Below are 21,275 nucleotides of genomic sequence, written 5' to 3'. Positions count from 1 at the left end.
CCGCGGCCACCTGCGCCGTTGTGTTCCTGGCCGTTCGGGAACGGGGTCACGTCATGGCAGGACGTGACCCCGTTTTCGCCGTCAGGTACGGCCTCGTGGGCGGCCGGTCAGAGACTGACGACCTGCCAGTCCTGGTTGGAGCCGCCGGTGCCGGGCCACTGGATGACGCCTGTGCCGTCGGCGGTGGAGGCGCCCGCGACGTCGGCGCACCAGCCGGTGCGGACGTTGACGAGCCGGTAGTAGCCGCTGGTGGTCGAGGGGACCAGCTTCCACCACTGGTTGTCACCGCCGTTGTCGGACTCCTGGGTCAGGGTGGCGCCCTGGGTGCTGCCCGGGCTCTGCAGGAGCTTGCCGCTCTTGACGTTGGCCAGGCGGAACGATCCGTCGGTGTTCGGCAGGAGGTTCCACTGCTGGTTGGTCCCGCCGCCGTAGGGCCACTGGATGAGTGTGGCGCCGTCGGCGGTCGAGGCGTTGCTGACGTCCAGCGCCTTGCCGCTGTTGCGGTTGATCACCTTGTAGGTGCCCAGGTCCGCGCTGAAGGGCCGCTCGTAGACCTCCAGGTTGCGGATGGACGCGTACACCCCTGCCGGCAGCCCGGTGACGGTGACGCGGACGTAGCGGGCCTGGGCCGTGAACACGGCCGTCTGGACCTGGCTCGTGCCGGCGGTGGCGGTGTTGTCGACGAGTGTGGTCCACGCACTGTTGTCGGTGGAACCCTCGATCTTGTACCGGTAGTTGGTCTTGTCCAGTTCCCAGGCGATCCGTGTGCCGGTCAGAGAGCGGGTCGAACCGAGGTCGACCTTGAGCCAGTGGCCGGTGTTGCCGTCGTTGGCGCACCAGCGGGTGGCGGTGGCCCCGTCGACCGCCTTCGCCGCGGTGTTGCCCTTGGAGGTCTCCTCGCTGTCGGCGGTCGCGGCCTTGCCGGCGGCGATGTCGCCCGGCTGCACGGCGCGGTCCAGGGTGACGCCGACGACACTGTCCTGGGGGTGGGTGGTGCGGTCGATGCCGTTGATCGTGACCCGGCCGTCGCTTGCCACCGAGAACGGCAGGTTCGCACCGGAGCGCACATCGAAGACCCGCGTGACCTGGGCGTCCCCGATCGACGGGGTGGTGAAGGTGGTGCCGCCGTAGCCGGGCAGCAGGTGGGCGTAGAAGGTGCTGTCCTTGTACGTGAAGCCGTACTGGCCGTCGACCGGGTTCCACGGCCCGCCGCGCGTGCCGTAGACGGACTGGCCGCAGGCGGACATGAACGCGCCGATCTGCCGCAGCAGGTTTGCCTGTCCGGAGGGCACGGTGCCGTGCCGGTCCGGGCCGACGTTGACCATCACGGTCATGTTCCGCACCCAGCAGTTGACCAGGATGTTCATGGCCGTGCCGTAACTCATGACGTTGCCGTCGGAGTTGTAGCCCCAGGTGGAGCCGACGCTGAAGACCTTCTCGACGAGCCTGCCCGTGCGGATCGCCCCGGTCGGGACCCCTGGGCCCTCGTCGCTGTCGTAGTCGCCCTTCCAGCCGGAGCGTGAGGTGGCGACGATGTCGGGCTGGTGCCTGCGGACCATGCCCATCAGTCCGAGCGGTTTGCCGCTGGAGTCCGTCTCGCCGTAAGTGGCGTCCACCGGCCACTGGTTGGCGGTGTCGCGGAACTGGCCGGGCTCCCAGAAGAACGCGCCGTCCGCGTCGCTGCCCTGCTCGGCGATCCAGCCGCCGTCCCACCACAGGTCGTCGATCACGCCGTACTGGGTGACCAGCTCCTTGACCGACTGATACACCTCGGTCTTCATGATCCGCGCGTTCTCCTTGTGCGCCGGATCGGTGGTGTAGTTCCACGGGTTGCTCGCGCAGTTGGTGCCCGTGACGTCGTAGTAGCCGGGGTAGCGCCAGTCGATGGGCGAGTAGTACAGGCCCACCTTCAGCCCGGCCGCCCGTACCGCCGCCACATAGTCCTTGACGAAGTCCCGGTTGAGCGGCGCCTGCCCGGAGCTCCAGGCGTTGGGGTGGTTCAGCGGCCATAGCGCGAACCCGTCGTGGTGACGGGTGGTCAGAGTCGTGTACTTCGCGCCGAAGTCCTTCGCCAACTGCGCCCAGGCCGCCGGGTTGTAGGCGTCCGCGGTGAACTGCTCACTCGTCGCGTCCGTCACGTACTTCCGGTAGTCCGCAGGTGTGACCGGCCCGCTGTGCATCCACCATTCGCCCTTGGCCGGGCCCGCATACGGCCCCCAGTGGATGAACATGCCCAGCTTGGCGTCCATCAGCCACTGGATCTTGGAGTCGGGCTGCTGCTCCAGGCCCATGTCGACCTTGGGGATCCGCAGGGGAGGGAGCGGCAGGGGAGTGGCGGCCGTCGCCGCGTACGCGGGTGTCGCCAGCGCGGCGGAGCCGACCGTGGCGGCCACCGTCGTGGCGGCCATTCCGGCCAGAACTGATCTACGTGAAATGGATTCCGGCACTGTGTACTCGTCCTGTTCGGTCGTCGGAACCCCGCCCGGCGTCGGCGGCTGCGGGCAAGGTGGCAGCGCGGCTCGCGCCACTCAGACATGGGATGTATTAACGAGTACGAAAGTTGCTCTCGTCTAGTACCGTGACGCAAGTCTTTGAAATTTCCCACTACATACGCGTCAGGGCGCTGGCGGCTAAACCAAACATTGGATGTATTGAGGAGGCAGGGCACCCACCTCTCCTCGGCGGCCGTCAGGGGTTGAAGTGTGTGGACCCGTTGTCCGCGACGATGCGCCACAGATGGTCGGCGGTCAGGCTGTCACCCCACTGGAGAGCGGTCGCACCGGCCGTCCTGGAGGCGTCCTTGACGCCCAGTACCTGGCCGCTGTTGACAGCGCTTCGGAGCCTTGGACCGCCCAGGTGCAGCCGGACCTGTGGATCGGTCTGAAGTTCGATGAGCCCTTCACGGTCGGTGTCGTGCGCTGTGCGCAGCCGGAGTCGATCCGAGACGATCTCCGTGGCGGACCGCGTGAGCGATGGGTCAATGGGATCCATCATGGCTGAGCACCCTGCGTTCAATCGTGGCGCTATTCGATACCCGTCACCGTCGGTCGGAATGCACCGCCCAATTCCCCCAGCCGACGCCGGCGGTGGCATCGCCCACCGGTCCCTACGACGATGTCCTGGATGTAGGGACAGACCCGCTTCCGCGCCCCCGGGCGGCCTACTTGGCGGCCCAGCAGCCGAAGTTGTTCCGGTTCCCCTCCGCCGCGCGGCGCGGCGCGTCCGGTGATCCCAGCAGACCGTACGGCAGATAACCGGACCGGACGCCGAGTTCCCACCCATGGACCTGGACGGCGAGGCAGGCCAGGGCGAGGGTGCCGAGGGGGAGGAGGGACCGGGGCGCGGGATCACCGGCATCGGCCTCGACGCTCTCCCGGTATGCGACCAGCCGGGCGACGAGGGCGTCCTCGAAGGCGCGCTGGTCGTCGTCGAGGAGTACGCGGAGCAGCCGCTGGTCCGCGCTCAGCGCGTCGCCGACCTCGTCGAGCCGGAGGGCGGCCTCCGTGCGCTCTCCGGCGTCCGGCTTGCGCAGCGGAACCGTGGGCCAGTCGCGGGGCAGATGCCCGGCCGCCTCGGTGAGATAGGGGCACAGGGCGTCCATGGCGGCGAGGTCGGCGGGGTCGGAGACGGAGGTGTACCGGTTGTAGGGCACGCCGTCACGGATGGCGGTCGCGTAAGCGCCGCGCAGCAACAGCCCGGTGACCCGCTCCCAGTCCCACACATGCCCGCTGACGACACACACCTCGAACATGTCGAGCCACGTCCGCGCGGTGGGCGCCTCCGTGACGACATCCCGGAAGGTGATGGGCCCGTCCCCGAACTCGTCGTCGTCCGGATCCGTGCTGATCCGCTCCCCGATGAGGGGGAACCGGATCACCTGGTCCCCGTCCGGGAAACACATGACGCTCAGCACCCCGTGCACACACTCCGCGGCGGTGACGGCGACCGTACCGGCCGCGGCGTCGAGCCCCGGCTCCGTCACCGTTCGCGCGGCGACATGGTCGAGCAGTTCGTCCGCCATGGCCCGGATCAGCGTCGGCGAGATGCTGCCGTACCGCAGCCAGTGCCACCGCGCGTAGGCCCGCCCCTCGATGTCGTCGAGCGCCTCGGCCAACCGCTGCTCGCCTACCTGATGGCATGTCACATTCCGCACGTACCGCGTCCCTTCATGAACTCCACGACTGGACGAAGCACGTTATCAACGGGCACTGACAGCACTAGCGGCCTCGTGCACGGTGGGCCGTGGCTCGGTGCTCGGGTGGCTCGTTGAGCTGTGCATGATGGGGGCTGGGGCGCGTGAGTTGATCGTGGCGGAGGACCGGATTACCGGGCTGTCGCCGGTTGTGATCGCTGAACTCATCGCCGAGTTGGGCCCGTTGTGGCACGAACGGCATCAGGCGCGCTGCTCGCGCTCCCATGGAGGCTGGGCCGCGGCAACGGGCGGTGGGAGCCGGGCCGAAGCACCAGTTCGTCTTCATCGACCGGCTGCCGGCCACGCTGGTGAGTCTGCGCCACGGCACCACGCATGACGTGCTGGCCTGCTGGTTCGGCGTGGACCGCTCCACCATCACCCGCGCCGTCGGGGAGGTGCGGCCCCTGCTCGCACAGCGGGGCTGCACCATCGCACCGGATGTCCGTCTGCGTACTTACCCGGTGGCCGGGCTGTGGCAGACGGTCCCCCCGCGGTCCGCCCGGCCGTACGTGCGGGCGGGCGGACGCTCAGTCGACCACCGAGCACGGTCCGGTCCCGTTCGTGCCGGGGATCTGGGTCAGCAGTTCCTCAAGTACCAGACCCAGCTCCAGTCGGCGTTGGTGTCCTGGGAGTAGGCGCCATGGTCGTGCCAGCGGGATACGTGGTCAGAACTTTCGAAGTTGGCCACCGTGCCGGTCGTCTGGTTGTTCTTCCACGATCCGTATCCCGACCACGGGATGCTGTATTCGGCGCACTGATACATGTCGATCACGTCGCCGGTGAAGTTGGGGCCGCTGAAGGCGCAGAAGTGGCCGTAGTTGCACGTGTACGACGCGAGGGCAGGGCCGTTCTGCTCCTTTCCGAGGGAGCCCTTCGCGCCGGGCAGGGCGAGTACGAGAGTGGATCCATCGGCAAGCCTGATCTTGTTGGCGGCGATCTGCGTGCCGCCCCGCTCGTCGAGGTAGGAATCGGCCCGGCTCTGCAGAGCCTTCACCTGCGCGGAGTTCAGCCCGAGGGCTTTCCCCTGTGCGGCGAAGGGCACAGTGGCGTGGCGGGGAGCGGCGCCGGCGGTGCCCGACGTGGCCGCGGCTTGGGCGGTGGCGGCGGCTCCGGACATGGCCAGCAGCCCCGTGGTCATGGCCAGCGCCGAGACGGTGACCGCGACCTTCTTCGGCGGCGTCCTGGCTGATCAGCGACGCCTGTTCCAGCCGACGCAACACGCCCCTGGTCCGGCTTCGGCCCAGGCCGGTGAGGCTGCCTGCAGCAGACAAGCCGATATCGGGTCCCGGCGCGATCGCGAGCAGCCCGAACACCTCGGCTTCTTCGTCACTCAACGCGCGATGGGACAACGAGAGCACTGCGGGCAGGCTCGCGGCGGGATCGGTGTCATCGAGCACGCCGAGGGCGTCATCGCGCAGTTCGTCGGCGAGCCCGGCCAGCAACAGCTGCGGGTGGGTGTGGGCGCGGCCGGCGATGATGCTCAGCGCCAGCGGGAACCCGCCGCACAACCGGACGAGTTCGTCCACCGCCGCCGCTTCGGCGTCGATGTGTGCGGTGCCGAGCCGGGCGGCGAGCAGTGCGCGGGCCTCGCTGTCGGTGAGGGTGTCGACGAACAGGTTGTGGGCGCCGTGCCCGGTGATCAGGCCCGGCAGCCGGTTGCGGCTGGTGACCACCACGGTGCACCTGTCACCGCCTGGCAGCAGGGGAGTGATCTGGGCGGTGTCGGCCGCGTTGTCGAGCACCAGCAGCATCCGCTTGTCCGCCACCAGGCTGCGGAACAGTGCCGCTTGCGCGTGCGGGGCGGCCGGGATGCGGTCGGGCTCGACGCCCAGCGCGTCGAGGAATCCGCGCACCGCCACGGCCGGGTCCATCGGGTCGCTGTCCGGGCTGAAGCCCCGCAGGTCGACGAAGAGCTGCCCATCGGGGAACTGATCGGCGTTGCGGTGAGCCCAGTGCAGCGCGAGCCACGACTTGCCCACCCCGCCGGCGCCGGCGATCGCGGAGATGACCACCGTGGCCGCCTCGCCTGGCCCGGACCGCAATGCGGCGTCGAGCCGGTCGAGTTCGAGGTTGCGGCCCACGAACGGCGCAGGCAGAGCAGGCAGTTGACGTGGGGCCGGTACGACCGAGGACTCGGGTGCGCCCGTCGCCGCAGCCAGAAGCTCGTCCAGTTCGGCCGGCTGCAGATCGAGCGCCGCGGCCAGCTGACGCACCGACGCGAGCTGTGGGTTGCGGCGTCTGCCGGTCTCCAAGCCGCGTATCGTGCTGACCGAAACCCCCGAAAGCTCGGTCAGGGCTTCCTGGGTCAACCCCGCACGCAACCGAAACTGCCGAATCGCCGTGGCGAAGTGATCTCCCATGGAGACCTTCCTACCAGGACGATAGCAACGGGTAATCCTCTTCGAATGTCGTCGAATTGGTGTCCGGTCTGCCTTGTGCCGGCAATCGCGAGCAATCGACCTCGCCATACAACTGGTCGAGCAGGGCAGTCCTGTTCCGACGACCACCGTCGCCCCGCAGTGGCGCGTGATCGAGCTCATCACCGTCGCCCAGGTACGGCCGGCCGCCGAGGACTGCGGCGGCGCCGCGCAGTCCCTGCACACTGCCGTCGACGAAGCTGTCCGCCAGCGCCTCCCTCTGTGTCGGCTGGCCTCGGTCGCCCGACTTGAGGAACGTGGTCATGCACCCCATCGCATCGCGTGACCAAGCCGTCCACCAGGGGAATGAAGGGTGAGTCGGGGTTTGGTCCGTGACTGGTCCGGAAGTGCTGGTCAGGAGCGGGACAGTGGTGGGAGGAACTGGGAGTTATGGCCTAAGTCGGTCCTTGCTCTGGGTCGGCCTAGGTGAAGGCGCCTGGCGGGCAGAAGCCCAGCTCAGGCGCCTTTTTCGTGCCTCTAGAAGAAGCCCAGCTTCTTCGGCGAGTACGACACCAGCAGGTTCTTCGTCTGCTGGTAGTGCTCCAGCATCATCTTGTGCGTCTCGCGGCCGATCCCGGACTGCTTGTAGCCGCCGAAGGCCGCGTGGGCCGGGTAGGCGTGGTAGCAGTTCGTCCAGACGCGGCCCGCCTGGATCGCGCGGCCGGCCCGGTACGCGGTGTTGATGTCCCGCGTCCACACGCCCGCACCGAGGCCGTACAGCGTGTCGTTGGCGATCTTGATGGCGTCGTCGAAGTCGTCGAAGGACGTCACGGAGACCACCGGGCCGAAGATCTCCTCCTGGAAGATCCGCATGCGGTTGTCGCCCTCGAAGATGGTGGGCTGGACGTAGTAGCCGCCCTTCAACTCGCCGTCGTACTCGATGCGTTCACCGCCCGTGAGGACCCGGGCGCCCTCCTGGCGGCCGATGTCGAGGTAGGAGAGGATCTTCTCCAGCTGGTCGTTGGAGGCCTGGGCGCCGATCATCGTGTCGGTGTCGAGGGGGTGCCCGGGCTTGATCAGCTCGGTGCGGGCGACCGCCGCCTCTAGGAACTCGGCGTAGTTGCCGCGCTGCACGAGCGCCCGGGACGGGCAGGTGCACACCTCGCCCTGGTTGAGCGCGAACATGGTGAAGCCCTCGAGGGCCTTGTCGCGGAAGTCGTCGTTGTGCGCCCACACGTCGTCGAAGAAGATGTTGGGCGACTTGCCGCCCAGCTCCAGGGTGACCGGCTTGATGTTCTCCGAGGCGTACTGCATGATCAGCCGCCCCGTCGTGGTCTCACCGGTGAACGCCACCTTCGCCACCCGCGGACTGGACGCCAGCGGCTTGCCCGCCTCCACGCCGAAGCCGTTGACGATGTTCACCACGCCCGGCGGCAACAGATCCGCGATCAGGCTCATCCAGTAGTGGATGGAGGCCGGGGTCTGCTCGGCGGGCTTGATGACGACCGCGTTGCCGGCGGCGAGGGCGGGGGCGAGCTTCCACACCGCCATCAGGATGGGGAAGTTCCACGGGATGATCTGTGCGACGACGCCGAGCGGCTCGTGGAAGTGGTACGCCACCGTGTCGTCGTCAACCTCGCCGAGCGAGCCCTCCTGGGCACGGATCGCGCCCGCGAAATAGCGGAAGTGGTCGATGGCGAGGGGGATGTCGGCGGCCAGCGTCTCACGGACCGGCTTGCCGTTCTCCCAGCTCTCGGCTATCGCTAGCTTCTCGAGGTTCGCCTCCATCCGGTCGGCGATCTTCAACAGGATGTCGGAGCGCTCGGTCACCGAGGTGCGGCCCCAGCCGGGGGCGGCCGTGTGCGCCGCGTCCAGCGCCCGCTCCACGTCCTCCGCCGTGCCGCGCGCGATCTCCGTGAACGGCTGCCCGTTCACCGGCGAGGGGTTCTCGAAGTACTGTCCGCGGGCCGGCGGCACGTACTCGCCCCCGATGAAGTGGTCGTAGCGCGCCTGGTAGGAGACGATCGCGCCCTCGGTGCCGGGCGCCGCGTAACGGGTCATGCTGGTCTGCCTCCCTCGAAGCGCTGCCCGCCGTTGGGCAGCTCCGGTGGGGAGGCTAGGGACGGCGACGTTGCAACTACGTTGCCGCGAGCGCCGGGGGCCGGCCCGCGGGCGCTACGACGGTATGGATCCGCGGCGAGCCGCGACGCCGGGCCGAGCGGCCGGTGCCGTCAACTCGCCCTCCAGCGCGGCCAGTCGGGCCCGGACCGTCGCCGTGGGCCGGATCAAGGCGAGGGCCCGCCACACGTCGAGGTCGTCCTCGCCCCACGGCGCGTGCGCCCAGTCGGCCAGCAGGTCGGGGTCGCGGCGGGCGATCAGCGCCGTGCGCAGGCCATCGGCGAGGCGGTGTCTGAGCCGCACCACCGCCGGGGCCTGGGAGCCGGGCAGCAGCGGACCCGCGTACGTCGTCGCGGCCGCCGTGACGGCACCGGTCTCCAGCCGCCGTTCGACGACGGCCACGTCGCACTCGACGGGCACCGTCAGCCGGTACGGACGCGAGGCCAGCAGCCCCGGCCCCAGCACCCTGCGCAGCCGGGCCAGTTCGGCGCGCAGCGTCACCGGCGTCACCGACTCGTCCTCGTACAACGCGCACAGCAGCTCGTCGCCGGTCAGCCCCTCCGGGTGACGAGCCAGCAGGACGAGGATCTCGCTGTGCCGGCGGCTGAGCCTGATCCTGCGCCCGCCGGTGAGAAGGTGTGCCTCGTCCCGGCCCAGCGCGATCAGCTCGGGCGTGTCGGCGGCGGGCCGCTCCGGGGTGAGCAGCGCCAGCTGGGACTCGGCGGCGCGCGCGACCGCCTGCACGAAGCCCAGGCTGTGCGGATGCGCGAGACCGTCACCGCCGGTGATGTCCACGGCGCCCAGCACCCGCCCGGTGCGCGGATCGTGCACCGGGGCCGCCGCGCACGTCCAGGGCTGCACCCGGCGGATGAAGTGCTCGGCCGCGAAGACCTGCACCGGCCGGTCGACGGCGACCGCGGTCCCCGGCGCGTTGGTGCCCATCGCGGTCTCCGCCCAGCGGGCACCAGGCACGAAGTTCATCCGCCCCGCATCCCGCCGAGTGGCCGGATGCCCCTCGACCCACAGCAGCCTGCCGTTGGCATCGCACACCGCGAGCAGATGCTCCCCGTCGGCCGCGAACGTCCCCATCAGCTCACGGAACAGCGGCATCACCCGCGCCAGCGGATGCTCGGCCCGGTAGGCGCCGAGGTCTCCGTCCACCAGCTCCACACTCGCCGTGCCGTCGGGCCCCACCCCGGCCCGGGCGGAGCGTCGCCACGACTCGGCCACCACCGAACGCACCGGACGCGTCACCGTGCCCGCCTCGGTGAACGTCTCGTGCGCACGGCGCAGCATCCGGGCGTGCTCGGCAGGGTCGGCCCCCGGCTCCAGGGCCACCCACGGATCGGTCAACTCGGCCTCCCCGAAAGGTGATGCGACTGAGGACATCGTCACTCCCGGTGCGCGCGCCGACAACCGTTTCGACCAGGTCACCCGAATGACGGACCGCCTCACCCGCCCGACGCTCTTCGCGCCGGGGTCAGTGCGCGCCCGCCGCGGTCAGGCGGTGTTCACGAGTCTCATGTAGCGCGTCCAGTCCCAGTGGGGTCCGGGGTCGGTGTGGTCCGTCCCCGGCACCTCGTAGTGCCCGATGATGTGGTCCCGGTCCTTCGGGATGCCGTACTTGGTGCAGATCGCCGCGGTGAGTCCGGCCGACTGTCCGTACATGGCGTCGGTGAAGTACTCGGGCCGGTCCACCCAGCCCTCGTGTTCGATGCCGATGCTGCGCGTGTTGTAGTCCCAGTCGCCCGCGTGCCAGGCGATGTCGGCCTCCCGCACGCACTGCGCCACATGCCCGTCCGCCGAGCGCACCAGGTAGTGCGCGGTCACTTTCTTCTCGGGGTTCCGGAAGATGGTGAGCGTCTTGGCGTACGTCTCCTGCGTGACATGGATGATCACGCAGTCGAGGGGATAGGACGCGGGGCGGTCCGAAGCCGTGTAGTTGGACCTGCTCGCCGGCTGCCATTCGGCGCCCGGGTAGTCGACGGCCTGGTCCTTCGCCCCGGCCCGTACGTCGGGGAGTAACCCGTACGGGACGGCGGCGAGGGCAGCGCCCTTCAGGAACCGCCGTCTGGATGTGCTCGGTCTTGCCCGTTCCATGAAGCCGCGCCTTTCGGTGAAGCCGTGCCTTTCGGTCGGTGGGGAGGCTCAGGCCCGCAAAGTCGTCGCGATCTCGCGGAGCTGCGCGTGCACACCGCGATGAGTCTCGCGCGCGGGCAGCCACTGTTTGCGGATCTTGGCCACGCAGGTGTAGTTGGTGTCGCACACATTGGCCAGCGGCGACTCGACCACCTGGGTCGCGAACTGGTAGGCGTCCAGCTCACTGAAGCCGTAGTCGCGCACCAGCCACTGCACCAGGTCGAGCTGGGATATCCGGAACGCGTCCTCCAGCGGGCGGGCCGAGCCCGTCGAGATGATGTGCGTGTCCGACTCGATGCGCGGCCAGGGCGTGGCGAGTCCCTTGAGCAGTTCCACGATGACCACGGTGTTCATCGCACACTCGACGGCGACCCCGCAGGTCTCGCCCTCGCCCTGCCGCGCATGCCCGTCGCCGAGGCTGAGCAGCGCGCCCTCCACATTCACCCCGAGGTAGCAGGTGACGCCGGCCCGCATCTCGGGTGTGTCCATGTTGCCGCCGTGCGCGTCGGGCACCAGGGCCGAACGGACCTCGAGGTTGGCGGGGGCCACGCCCACGGTGCCGTGCATCGGGTCCATGGGCAGCTCGGCCTCGATGTCGCTGTCGTGCGCCCGGAACAGCGCGGTGCGGCGGGCGCGGTCGAGCTGCCAGATCCACACGGTCTCCGGCAGCGGCGGCTGAAGTGTGGCCGTGGTGTGCGTGGAGGTGAGCGCACCGAACAGCGGGACCGTGGTCGACGCGGCCCAGTCGCGGGCCGGTTCGACGGACACGAAGTGCACGGCGAGGGTGTCACCCGGTTGGGCGCCCTCGACGTGGAGCGGTCCGGTCTGCGGATTGAGGAAGGGGAACTCGCACACCTCGGACACCAGGTCCTTTTCGGAGCGCACCCGCCCGGCGAAGCAGTCCTCGGTGTACAGGTCGAGGACCGTGCCGGGTGCGATGCGGGCCACGGGCGGTGCGCCGCCGAACGTCCAGGCGTACTCACCCGGCTCGGGCCGGACGGTCAGGATGCGGGGGTCGCTCATGGGCGTGCTGCTCCGTTCTGCGCAGGATCGGTGGGGGAGGGGTCGTCGAGGTGGACGCGGGCGGTCTCGGATATCCGCTCGGGATGCCGCCGCATCAGCACCAGCAGCACCACGACGCCGGCAGCCATCCACACCGCGACGATGGGTCCCGCGTAGGACACCGGCGCGGTCAGCTCGGTGACGAAGTCGAAGACGGGCAGGCCCGCCGCGGTCAGCAGCGCGGGCACGAACGCGACGATGCCCAGCAGCGGCACCAGCAGATGCCGTACCGGTTTGAGCAACTCCCGTCTGCGGCGCAGGAAATAGCCCGCGCAGGCGAGGTTGACGACGATGTAGACGCCGATCACGACCGTGACGATCACCGTGGCGAGCAGCAGGAAGGCCGTCACCGGGTCGTAGCCGAAGCCGAGCCCCAGCACGGCACCGATCGCGACCACGGTCTGCACGGCGATTCCGGCGACGGGGGAGCGGTGTCGGGGGTGGAGCGCGGCGAAGAAGCGGGGCAGGACGCGGATACGGGCCAGGGCGAACGCGGTCCGGGTCGAGACGGTTGCGCATGCGTTGGCGTTGGCGATCGTCGAGTTCACCACGGCCAGGAACACCAGCACCCAGAACAGGCCGAACGACGCCCGTGCCACACCCTCCCAGGACGCGGCGCCGGAGGCCCCGAACTTCGCGAACCGGTCCGGCCCGACGTACACCGTCATCGCGTACGTCGTGACCACGTAGAACAGGCCGATCCCCAGCGCCGCACCGAGCACCGCCCGGTGCATCGTGAGGCGAGGGTTGCGTGTCTCCTCGGCGAGCGGCGCCGCGGCCTCGAACCCGGCGAAGGCCAGCACCGTGTACACCGACCCGGCAAAGACCCCGCTGACCCCTTGATAGCCCTCGGCCGTGTGCGAAGTGCCGAACACCGAGAGGGTGTTGTCCGCTCCCGCCTTACCGATCAGCCAGACGGCGAACACCAGGAAGACCAGGACCTCGAAGACGCCCAGGACGGTACCGAAGCGGGCCGAGGCCTGCACCCCGAAGTACCCCGCAGTCGCGACGATTGCCGCACCCGCGAGCGCCCAGGGCCACCACAGGTCCGCCGGATACGAGGACCACTCCTGGTGCAGCGTGCCCGCCGTGGTGAAGCCGAGCTGGAGAAGCAGCAGCGGCGGCACCAGAGCCTCCACGAACACATAGCCCCAGCCGACGAGGAAACCGACCGCCGGATGCAGCCCCTGCGCCGCATACGTCGACACCGAGCCCGCCGCCGGCAGCTCACGCGCCAGTTCGGCCACGCAGGAGGCGGTGAACAGGCAGGCCACCAGCGCGATCAGCACGGCCAGCGGCAGACTCCCGCCGGCGAAGGCCGCACCCGACGGAATCGACGCGGCGACGGCTGCGGCCGGCGCCATGGCCGTGATGCTCTGGAACAGCACCTCGCGCAGCCCGATCGCGTCGCGCCTGAGACCTGCGTCCGCCGCCACATCCCCCGACATGTGAATCCCCCTCAATCCACGCCGACCTGCCCGACGCCTCCCGACCCGGCGAGAGCGCCTCGCGTGAATCACGGTACGGCGCTTGCGAGTTGGGCAGAAGGGCACAGCGTGCTTCGGTGGACGACTGCGCGAATGTGGAAAACCCGGCCACCCGTACGGGTGAAGCCGAACGGCGGGGAGCGATCTACCGGGTGCGCCGCAGGTTCGCCGAGAGATGGTGCTGCAACGGTCGGCCGACCGCTGCGAGGTCGAAGGCGAAGGTGAGGCTGTCGTCGTCGGCGAGGGTGTAGCGGCGGCGTGTGCCGGTGACCTCCTTGGCGGTGGGGGTGAGGGCCACGTTGTGGGTCGAGAGGTCCACCGTGCCCTCGCCCGCCTGACCGACCGCGATCTCCGCAATCCCCGTGGGCTGGGTGATCAGCGCTTCCACCCGGCCCTCCGGCTGAAGCCGCCACCAGCCGCTCTCCCGGGCCGCCGGACGCAGCGGCGCACCGTCGGCATCGAGAAGCCAGGCCCGGGCCTCGTAGCGGAGGAAGGGCCGTCCGTCATGGCTGAAGACGACCTCCTGCCCGTACGCGAAGTCCCCGTCGAGCGTCGGGTAGCCACCCTCGCCCTGGCCCCGCCATGTGCCCAGGAGGCCGAGCACGGGCGCGAGCAGCGGGTGCGGTGCCGGCGCTGCGCCCGGCAGGCGGCTGTCGGGGTACGGGTGCTCAGCTGCGGGGTCGAACACGGTTGCGCTCCTCGGGTCGTGCCGGTGCCGGGGAAAGCCTAGAGCGGGCGCCATGTGCTGAGCCGGAACAACGGCGCGGGCGCCGGCATCAGACCCGTTCGGCCACGGCCGTCGGGTCGTCCAGCACCGCCCGCACCACCGAGTGCGCCGCCCCCAGCAGCGGCCCCTGCGGGCCCAGCCGCGACACGGACACCGGACAGGCCGGGCCCGCGGTGCGGCGGTCCAACTCGGCCTCCAGTGACGGCAAAAGCCAGGGCGCGAGCCCGGCCAGCGCGCCGCCCAGGACCACACTCTCGGGGTCCAGCAGGTTGACCGCCCCGGTCAGGGCGATGCCCAGCGCCTTGCCCGCGTCGCGCAGCGCACCCCGTACGTCCTCGTCGCCCTCGGCGGCCCGGCCTGCCAGCAGCCCGACCCGGTCCTCGCCCGGTTCCAGTCCCGCCGCACGAAGCACCGCCTCCTCACCGGCGTACTGCTCCAGACAGCCGCGCCCGCCGCAGGGGCATGCGGGCCCCTCCGGCTGCACCGGCACATGCCCCAACTCGCCCGCGAAACCACGCGTGCCGCGCAGCAGCCCTCCGGCCACGACGACCGCCGCGCCGATGCCGATCTCCGCCGACACGTGCAGGAAGTCGTGCGGAGTGCGCTCGCCGAGCCAGAGTTCGGCGAGCGCACCGAAGTTGGCCTCGTTGTCGACGGTCAGCGGGATGTCGGTGGGCAGCAGTGCCCCGATGTCGGTGTCGTGCCAGTCGAGGTTCGGGGCGCGTACGACGGTGCGGGCGTCGCGCGCCACCAGGCCCGGCACGGCCACCGCGAGTCCCGCGGGCCACAGTCCCTCACGTTCCGCCTCGGCGAGCACCCGCCGTACCAGCCCGGTGAGCTCCTCGATCACAGGCTCGGGCGAGCGGCCGCGGTTCGCGCCGTGGCGCACGGCACGCGCGCGTACCTGTCCGCGCAGGTCGACCGCGCAGACCGCGAGGTGGTCCACGCCGATCTCGGCGCCGATGCCGGCGGGGCCGTGTCCGCTGACGGCGAGCGCCGAGCCGGGACGGCCCACCCGTCCGGGCCGCTCGGGGCCCAGCTCCTCCAGCAGTCCGGTGCGTATGAGCTCGTCGACGAGGGTCGACACCGCCGCCCGGGTCAGGCCGATGCGCGAGGCCACGGCGGCACGGGAGAGCGGTCCCTCGGCGCTGACGGTGTGCATCACCCGGGCCAGATTGCGGCGGCGCATGCCCTGCTGGGTGTCGGGCAGCCCCCGCCCCGGGCCGGCCGGGTGGGACTCGTGCAGCGGTGCGGTCATGCCCCCGTCCTCAGCTGTCGGTGCTCCGCTCCAGCAGCGGGGCCGCGTCGGAGAGTACCCCGGCGATCCTCGCCAGCGTCGCCTCGTCCCGCTCCACGGCCTCCAGCACCGGGCCCGCGGCGGTGTTCCAGCGCCGGGCGACCGCGGCCGGATCCTCCCCGGTCAGCAGGCCCGCCGCCTGCGCCGCGGCGCCCAGCGCGACCAGCTCCTTGGCCTGGGGCACCTGGACCGGACGGCCCGACAGGCGGCGTACCGTCTGCTGCCAGGCCGTGCCCCGGGCGCCACCGCCGATCAGCAGCAGCGGGACCGAGCGGTCCGCGTCCTCGTCGAGGACCAGGTCGAGCGCGCCGAGCAGTGAGTGCACGGCGCCGTCGTAGGCGGCCTGCAGCAGCTGACCGCCGGTGGTGTCGTGCCGCAGTCCGTGCAGCAGACCGGAGGCGCCGGGCAGGTTCGGGGTGCGCTCGCCGTCCAGGTAGGGCAGCAGCGTGACGGCGGTGGTCGGTTCGACGGCCTCGCGGTCCAGGCCCAGCAGCGCCGCCACGCGGTCCACGGCGAGCGTGCAGTTCAGGGTGCAGGCCAGCGGCAGCCAGTCGCCGTGGGCGTCGGCGAAGCCCGCGACCGTGCCGGTCGGGTCGGCCGGGCGCCGCTTGGAGACGGCGTACACCGTGCCCGAGGTGCCCAGGCTGAGCACGGGCGTGCCGGGGCGCAGTCCGAGGCCGAGCGCCGCGGCGGCGTTGTCACCCGTGCCCGGGGCGACCAGGGTGCCCTTGGAGAACGGCAGGTCGTGGCTGTCGCGCACCGTGCCCGCCACCTCGCCGGGCCGGACCACCCGGGGCAGCAGCGCGGGGTCGAGCCCCACGTGCGCGAGGGTCTCCTCGTCGTAGGACTCCGTCCCCGAAGCCCACCACCCCGTGCCGGATACGTCACCGCGGTCGGTGGTGCCCTGACCGGTGAGGCGCTCGGTGAGGTAGTCGTGGGGCAGGCGCACCGCCCTGGTGGCGCGGACGGCCTCCGGCTCGATCTCCGCCAGCCAGGCCCACTTGGTGACGGTGAAGGACGGGCCCGGCACGCTTCCGGTGCGCTCCGCCCAGGCCTTCGGGCCGCCAAGCTCCTCCACCAGGCGACGGGCCTGCGGCGCCGAGCGCACGTCGTTCCACAGCAGCGCCGGGCGCACCGGCTCGCCCCGCTCGTCCAGCGTGACCAGGCCGTGCTGCTGACCGCCGATCGAGACCGCGGCGGCTTCGTGCGCCGCGTCACCGCACTGGCGCAGCGCCTCGCACAGGGCGTCCCACCACTGGCGCGGGTCGCTCTCGCGGCCCGCGCCGGAGGAGACGGTGTGCGCTGCCTGGCCGCTCGCGACGACCTGACCGGTGGCCGCGTCGACGACGAGCGCCTTGGTGGACTGGGTGGACGTGTCCACGCCGACGACGAGCGGACCCTCGGCTGCTGACATCGGGCTCTCCCTTTTTCCGCGGCTCTGCGGCTCTGACCTGCTGTTTCGAGGCTTCCCGGGCCATGGCGACCCGGAACCTCACCCCTTCGGGGACATCTTGTCCCTTCCCAGGGATGCGTCCGCATACTAATTTGTAAACCGCCATGACGAAATAGTCGTAAGGCAACGGTCGCAAACAAGCAAGGAGCCGCGGCATGAGCTACCAGCCCACCCCCGAGGACAGGTTCACCTTCGGCCTGTGGACCGTCGGCTGGCAGGGAAGGGACCCGTTCGGCGACGCCACACGGCGTGCCCTCGACCCGGTCGAGACGGTGCAGCGCCTGAGCGAGCTCGGCGCCTACGGCGTCACCTTCCACGACGACGACCTGATCCCCTTCGGATCCTCCGACGCCGAGCGCGAGTCGCACATCAAGCGCTTCCGCCAGGCCCTCGACACGACCGGCATGACCGTGCCGATGGCCACCACCAACCTCTTCACCCACCCCGTCTTCAAGGACGGCGCGTTCACCGCGAACGACCGCGAGGTGCGCCGCTACGCGCTGCGCAAGACCATCCGCAACATCGACCTCGCCGTCGAGCTGGGCGCGAAGACCTACGTCGCCTGGGGCGGCCGCGAGGGTGCCGAGTCCGGCGCCGCCAAGGACGTACGCGTCGCCCTCGACCGCATGAAGGAGGCCTTCGACCTCCTCGGCGAGTACGTGACCTCCCAGGGCTATGACCTGAAGTTCGCGATCGAGCCCAAGCCGAACGAGCCCCGCGGCGACATCCTGCTGCCCACCGTCGGCCACGCCCTCGCCTTCATCGAGCGCCTGGAGCGCCCGGAGCTGTACGGCGTCAACCCCGAGGTCGGCCACGAGCAGATGGCCGGGCTGAACTTCCCGCACGGCATCGCGCAGGCCCTGTGGGCGGGCAAGCTCTTCCACATCGACCTCAACGGTCAGTCCGGCATCAAGTACGACCAGGACCTGCGCTTCGGCGCCGGCGACCTGCGCGCCGCCTTCTGGCTCGTCGACCTCCTGGAGAGCGCCGGTTACGCGGGCCCGAAGCACTTCGACTTCAAGCCGCCGCGGACCGAGGACCTCGACGGAGTCTGGGCATCGGCCGCGGGCTGCATGCGCAACTACCTCATCCTCAAGGAGCGCGCGGCCGCCTTCCGCGCCGACCCGGAGGTCCAGGAGGCCCTGCGCGCCTCGCGCCTGGACGAGCTCGCCCAGCCGACCGCCGCGGACGGCCTGCAGTCCCTGCTCGCCGACCGCAGCGCCTTCGAGGAGTTCGACGTCGAGGCGACCGCCGCGCGCGGGATGGCGTTCGAGCAGCTCGACCAGCTGGCCATGGACCATCTGCTGGGGGCTCGCGGCTGAACGGCCCGCCTACGCGCGCGTGCTTGATCCGTAGACGCACGCGCGCGTGCCCGAGTGATCCCCGCGCGGAATGCCCCGGAACCGTACGGTCCATGGCATGGGGCCGTCTCAACTTCCGTGTGGGGGTCGCCGCCTGCCCGAAGTGCGGCGACTCTGGACGGTATGGCCACACCGCCGGTACCGCCCCAACCGCCCGGGCCGCCGGGTGACACCCCGCCACCGGGCGGCGGGTTCGGACCACCTCCCGCCTACGACGACTGGCAGCATCCCCCGCCACCGCCCGGGCGACGGCGCAACCCGCTGTTCGTCCTCCTGGTCGCCCTCGCGGCTGTCGCCGCAGTGGTCGTCGTCGTCCTGATGGCCTCCGGCCACGGCGACTCTCCCGGCAAGAAATCACCCAACGACACCGGCACGAGCTCCGGCCGCACCTCGTCGCCGTCCCTGAGCATCCCGACGGAACTCCCGAGCAAGCTGCCCAGCGGACTGCCGTCGAAGCTGCCCAGCGGACTGCCGAGCAGCGTCCCCAGCGACCTTCAGTCGCTGATCCCCTCCCTCGGGGGCGTCGACCTGCCGTGACGTGAGGTCGGGCATCGCGCGCAGACAACACACGATGCCAACGGCAGAGCGGCGAAGGCGAGTCCAGAGGGTGACTGTCCGCAGGCTCGGCCCGGATACTGGGGACATGCAGTTCGTCTTCTTCATGACCCTGCCCGGGCTGGTCGTCGTGCTGACCCTGCTGGCCTTCGTCGACCAGCTGCTGATGCGCGCGGGTCGGGCCGGAGTGCTGCCGTGGCGGAACGGCGCACGTCAAGGGCAGATATCGGCGACCGGATTCGAACAACTGCATGCGAGCCTGTCTCCGGGCAAGGAGCACGAGCTGAAGGAGCGGCAGTCGTCACTGGTCATGCCGGAAAACGAGGACGACGGGGCCCCGCCGAACAGGACGACGGTGGACCTGACCGGTGGGACGGCGATCGTACGGATGCCGCGCTCCGGGCGGTAGGCGCCGGTTCCGCAAGGAGACCGACGCCGCGCAAGGTGTACAGGGCCGCTACACCGCCCCGGTCGTGGACGCGGACAGCGAGGCGACTCTGCCCTGGCCGGCCACCGCCTCTGTACCGGGGCCCTCGCTGCACCAGGCTGTCATGGAACACGGCCCGCTCCCGCTGCTGACCGTGTTCCGGCGCAGGGGAGTTCGGCTGGCTGGGATCGCGGTCGTCGTGGTCCTCGTCATCAGCCCGCAGAAGGTGCTCGACTGGGTCAAGTCCGACGGTAAGTCATCGGATTCGCCGGGGTATTCGGCACCGACGTACTCGCAGTCGACGGATTTCGCGACCGACACGGCCACGGCCACGGCCACGGACGCGGACACAAACACGGGTACGGGTGCGCAGCCCACCGAGGAGGAGACGTCCGACCCGGGCTGTGACCGGGGCAAACAGGCGATCGTGAGCGACAACGAAACCTTCGACGAGGCGTCCGCGGCCTCATTGAGATCCCTCGCGTCGAACCTCGACGCTGCTGCGGACGCCGCGGACGACCCCGATGTGAGCTCTGCGATCCGCGCCCTCGCCAATGACAGCCGGTCCATGAGCGACAGCGCGGCCGGGGCACAGGTTGCGATCGACCGGAACGACGCTGCTCAAGGCCAGGTCTATGCAGACGCGTTCAGTGCCGGAGTGAAGCAGTCGGAGAAGGACGCAGACACATACAAGTCCCTTTGCACCTGACCGCCTTGACGGAGCCGTGCGGCGATGGGAAGCGCTCACGGAAGGAGCACGGATCTGCGGGCATCTTATGTCCTTCACCTTCAGCGGCCTGCGAGCCCCCGCGCAGTGGGTCGATCGCTTTCGCCCGGGAGGCCGGGAGGGCTTCCAGGGGCCGGCTCCGACTGTTCGCTATTTCGGCGGTAGGTCGGTGGGCCGGTGGCCATATCTGATCGGTGGGTGCGCGGCGCGGTCGGGGTGTCCGACACCCGTCAACCACCCTGCTCGTCGCACTTGCGCCGTCCATGCCAAGGCTCTATAACGTCTCCAGCAGGTATCGGCGGGGATGGCCGGAAATGGCAGTTGCCGCCGACCAGGGGGGATCCTCGGCTCCGTCGCGATCGGCACCAGTGCTCGCAGACCGACGGAGACGGAACCATGACCAACAACGCATATCGTGCTGCTCTGACCCGCCTGGCCGTCGATCCGGCCTTCCGTTCCGAACTCGACGGCGACACCGGCGAGGTGGCGCGAAGACTCGGCCTGTCGCCCGACCAGGTCGCCGAACTCCGCTCCCTCCGCGTCGAGTCCGCCACCGACGGGGGACCGGCCGCTCTCGACCCACGGCTGTCCAAGTCGTCCCTGTTCTTCGGAAGCGCGGCGCACGCGCTGGCGCACCACGACGTCACGGCTGACCACGCCGTCCCGGTCGACCACCAGTCCGGGGTGACGCACGAGGTCTCCACGACCCACGCCGTCCCGCCGGAGCAGGTCTCCGGCGACCACGATGCCAGCGCCCCGGCCTCCACCGAGCAGGGCTACGACCTGTCGGCTCCCGCCGAGGGTCACGAGGGCACCGCCGGGCTGGACACGGCCGCCACCGGCAGCCACAGCCTGCTCGGTGGCCCCCTGCTGGACGGTTCCCCGGCCGAAGCGGCCGGCGAGTTGGACCAGGTCGGCAACTTCGGTGACTTCGGAGGGTTCGGGGAGCATGTCGGCGGGGGCGCCGAGGGGGGCTTCGGCGACTTCGGCGCCGGGAGTGACGGCGGATTCGGCGGCGCTGAAGGGGACTTCGGCGGGTTCGGTGGCGGTGCCGGTGGCGGGTTCGGCGAAGGCGGTCTTGGCGCCGACGGCTTCGGCGACGGTGGCTTTGGCGACGGCGGTGTCGGATCCGGTGGTGCCAGTGACGGCGGTGTCGGTTCCGGCGGCTTCGGCGACTTCGGGGGCCATGGCGGCTTCGGCGGTGCCGGCGGGGAAGGCGGCGGGGACGCCGGTCACTTCGGCCACGGCGGCATCTACGACCGTGACGGCGGCGAAGGCGGTGGTGGCGAGGGTGGCGGTGGTGGTGAGGGTGGTGGCGACCCGGAGAACACCAATCGTCCTAGCGGTGGTGGTGGTCACGGCGGTGGTGGCGA

Annotated in this window: 19 protein-coding genes; 6 read left to right on the top strand and 13 right to left on the bottom strand. The window is 70.5% G+C overall.

What is annotated here, in order from left to right:
* Window positions 1-107 precede the first annotated feature (107 nt).
* The 3 genes from ACWDAG_RS12485 to ACWDAG_RS12475 all read right to left on the bottom strand — a co-directional run bounded on the left by ACWDAG_RS12485 (window position 108) and on the right by ACWDAG_RS12475 (window position 4,153).
* Window positions 108-2,408 carry an alpha-L-fucosidase gene (locus ACWDAG_RS12485; protein WP_450695553.1) on the bottom strand — a complete coding sequence of 767 codons (2,301 nt, stop codon included), beginning with the start codon at window positions 2,406-2,408 and terminating at the stop codon, window positions 108-110.
* 280 nt (window positions 2,409-2,688) lie between these two features.
* Window positions 2,689-2,994, bottom strand: a complete 306-nt coding sequence (locus ACWDAG_RS12480; RefSeq protein WP_450695552.1) for a hypothetical protein — start codon at window positions 2,992-2,994, stop codon at window positions 2,689-2,691.
* A gap of 166 nt (window positions 2,995-3,160) precedes the next feature.
* Complete coding sequence (locus tag ACWDAG_RS12475) at window positions 3,161-4,153, bottom strand: immunity 49 family protein (RefSeq protein ID WP_450695551.1); 993 nt, start codon at window positions 4,151-4,153, stop codon at window positions 3,161-3,163.
* Window positions 4,154-4,416: 263 nt separating this feature from the next.
* Between ACWDAG_RS12475 and ACWDAG_RS12470 the strand changes: the two genes are divergently transcribed.
* Complete coding sequence (locus ACWDAG_RS12470; RefSeq protein ID WP_450695550.1) at window positions 4,417-4,827, top strand: helix-turn-helix domain-containing protein; 411 nt, start codon at window positions 4,417-4,419, stop codon at window positions 4,825-4,827.
* A gap of 30 nt (window positions 4,828-4,857) precedes the next feature.
* Here ACWDAG_RS12470 and ACWDAG_RS12465 read toward each other — a convergent pair whose 3' ends face one another.
* The 10 genes from ACWDAG_RS12465 to xylB form a co-directional block, all read right to left on the bottom strand.
* Entirely contained in the window at window positions 4,858-6,552 is a 1,695-nt protein-coding gene (locus tag ACWDAG_RS12465) for a helix-turn-helix domain-containing protein (protein ID WP_450695549.1), read from the bottom strand.
* 10 nt (window positions 6,553-6,562) lie between these two features.
* Window positions 6,563-6,874 carry a hypothetical protein gene (locus ACWDAG_RS12460; RefSeq protein WP_450695548.1) on the bottom strand — a complete coding sequence of 104 codons (312 nt, stop codon included), beginning with the start codon at window positions 6,872-6,874 and terminating at the stop codon, window positions 6,563-6,565.
* A gap of 212 nt (window positions 6,875-7,086) precedes the next feature.
* On the bottom strand, window positions 7,087-8,610 hold the full coding sequence (gene exaC, locus ACWDAG_RS12455; RefSeq protein ID WP_450695547.1) for an acetaldehyde dehydrogenase ExaC: 1,524 nt from the start codon (window positions 8,608-8,610) through the stop codon (window positions 7,087-7,089).
* A 114-nt stretch (window positions 8,611-8,724) separates the two neighbouring features.
* Window positions 8,725-10,056 carry a GAF domain-containing protein gene (locus tag ACWDAG_RS12450; protein WP_450695546.1) on the bottom strand — a complete coding sequence of 444 codons (1,332 nt, stop codon included), beginning with the start codon at window positions 10,054-10,056 and terminating at the stop codon, window positions 8,725-8,727.
* 111 nt (window positions 10,057-10,167) lie between these two features.
* Window positions 10,168-10,767, bottom strand: coding sequence for an N-acetylmuramoyl-L-alanine amidase (locus ACWDAG_RS12445; protein ID WP_450695545.1), 600 nt, complete (start codon window positions 10,765-10,767; stop codon window positions 10,168-10,170).
* A gap of 48 nt (window positions 10,768-10,815) precedes the next feature.
* Complete coding sequence (locus ACWDAG_RS12440) at window positions 10,816-11,829, bottom strand: acetamidase/formamidase family protein (RefSeq protein WP_450695544.1); 1,014 nt, start codon at window positions 11,827-11,829, stop codon at window positions 10,816-10,818.
* Complete coding sequence (locus ACWDAG_RS12435; RefSeq protein WP_450695543.1) at window positions 11,826-13,316, bottom strand: APC family permease; 1,491 nt, start codon at window positions 13,314-13,316, stop codon at window positions 11,826-11,828. Before ACWDAG_RS12435 ends, ACWDAG_RS12440 begins: the two co-directional genes overlap by 4 nt.
* 184 nt (window positions 13,317-13,500) lie before the next feature.
* Window positions 13,501-14,043, bottom strand: coding sequence for an FABP family protein (locus tag ACWDAG_RS12430; RefSeq protein WP_450695542.1), 543 nt, complete (start codon window positions 14,041-14,043; stop codon window positions 13,501-13,503).
* 88 nt (window positions 14,044-14,131) lie between these two features.
* A complete protein-coding gene (locus ACWDAG_RS12425; protein WP_450695541.1) occupies window positions 14,132-15,340 on the bottom strand; it encodes an ROK family protein in 1,209 nt (402 codons plus the stop codon).
* A 10-nt stretch (window positions 15,341-15,350) separates the two neighbouring features.
* On the bottom strand, window positions 15,351-16,793 hold the full coding sequence (gene xylB / locus ACWDAG_RS12420; RefSeq protein WP_450695540.1) for a xylulokinase: 1,443 nt from the start codon (window positions 16,791-16,793) through the stop codon (window positions 15,351-15,353).
* Window positions 16,794-16,987: 194 nt separating this feature from the next.
* Between xylB and xylA the strand changes: the two genes are divergently transcribed.
* From xylA to ACWDAG_RS12395, 5 genes are all read left to right on the top strand, one after another.
* The gene (gene xylA / locus ACWDAG_RS12415) at window positions 16,988-18,154 is read left to right on the top strand and encodes a xylose isomerase (protein WP_450695539.1); all 1,167 of its coding nucleotides are present in this window, start codon (window positions 16,988-16,990) and stop codon (window positions 18,152-18,154) included.
* A 162-nt stretch (window positions 18,155-18,316) separates the two neighbouring features.
* The gene (locus ACWDAG_RS12410) at window positions 18,317-18,730 is read left to right on the top strand and encodes a hypothetical protein (protein WP_450695538.1); all 414 of its coding nucleotides are present in this window, start codon (window positions 18,317-18,319) and stop codon (window positions 18,728-18,730) included.
* Between the two features lie 106 nt (window positions 18,731-18,836).
* On the top strand, window positions 18,837-19,157 hold the full coding sequence (locus ACWDAG_RS12405) for a DUF6191 domain-containing protein (protein ID WP_450695537.1): 321 nt from the start codon (window positions 18,837-18,839) through the stop codon (window positions 19,155-19,157).
* A 64-nt stretch (window positions 19,158-19,221) separates the two neighbouring features.
* Window positions 19,222-19,884: a hypothetical protein gene (locus ACWDAG_RS12400; protein WP_450695536.1), complete on the top strand. Its 663-nt coding sequence runs from the start codon at window positions 19,222-19,224 to the stop codon at window positions 19,882-19,884.
* A 414-nt stretch (window positions 19,885-20,298) separates the two neighbouring features.
* Window positions 20,299-21,275: hypothetical protein (locus ACWDAG_RS12395; RefSeq protein WP_450695535.1), on the top strand; the 977-nt coding region annotated here is incomplete at its 3' end.

The organism is Streptomyces sp. NPDC001157 (genome assembly GCF_053598255.1).
Note: the sequence above shows the minus strand (reverse complement) of the source record. Positions and strands in the feature narration are given on the sequence as shown.

Coding starts and splice junctions, on each gene's coding strand:
- ACWDAG_RS12480 (WP_450695552.1), bottom strand. CDS start 2,994: ATGATGGATCCCATTGACCCATCGCTCACGCGGTCCGCCACGGAGATC.
- ACWDAG_RS12450 (WP_450695546.1), bottom strand. CDS start 10,056: ATGTCCTCAGTCGCATCACCTTTCGGGGAGGCCGAGTTGACCGATCCG.
- ACWDAG_RS12405 (WP_450695537.1), top strand. CDS start 18,837: ATGCAGTTCGTCTTCTTCATGACCCTGCCCGGGCTGGTCGTCGTGCTG.
- xylA (WP_450695539.1), top strand. CDS start 16,988: ATGAGCTACCAGCCCACCCCCGAGGACAGGTTCACCTTCGGCCTGTGG.
- ACWDAG_RS12440 (WP_450695544.1), bottom strand. CDS start 11,829: ATGAGCGACCCCCGCATCCTGACCGTCCGGCCCGAGCCGGGTGAGTAC.
- ACWDAG_RS12435 (WP_450695543.1), bottom strand. CDS start 13,316: ATGTCGGGGGATGTGGCGGCGGACGCAGGTCTCAGGCGCGACGCGATC.
- exaC (WP_450695547.1), bottom strand. CDS start 8,610: ATGACCCGTTACGCGGCGCCCGGCACCGAGGGCGCGATCGTCTCCTAC.
- ACWDAG_RS12445 (WP_450695545.1), bottom strand. CDS start 10,767: ATGGAACGGGCAAGACCGAGCACATCCAGACGGCGGTTCCTGAAGGGC.
- ACWDAG_RS12485 (WP_450695553.1), bottom strand. CDS start 2,408: ATGGCCGCCACGACGGTGGCCGCCACGGTCGGCTCCGCCGCGCTGGCG.
- ACWDAG_RS12465 (WP_450695549.1), bottom strand. CDS start 6,552: ATGGGAGATCACTTCGCCACGGCGATTCGGCAGTTTCGGTTGCGTGCG.
- ACWDAG_RS12460 (WP_450695548.1), bottom strand. CDS start 6,874: ATGACCACGTTCCTCAAGTCGGGCGACCGAGGCCAGCCGACACAGAGG.
- ACWDAG_RS12470 (WP_450695550.1), top strand. CDS start 4,417: ATGGAGGCTGGGCCGCGGCAACGGGCGGTGGGAGCCGGGCCGAAGCAC.
- xylB (WP_450695540.1), bottom strand. CDS start 16,793: ATGTCAGCAGCCGAGGGTCCGCTCGTCGTCGGCGTGGACACGTCCACC.
- ACWDAG_RS12425 (WP_450695541.1), bottom strand. CDS start 15,340: ATGACCGCACCGCTGCACGAGTCCCACCCGGCCGGCCCGGGGCGGGGG.
- ACWDAG_RS12410 (WP_450695538.1), top strand. CDS start 18,317: ATGGCCACACCGCCGGTACCGCCCCAACCGCCCGGGCCGCCGGGTGAC.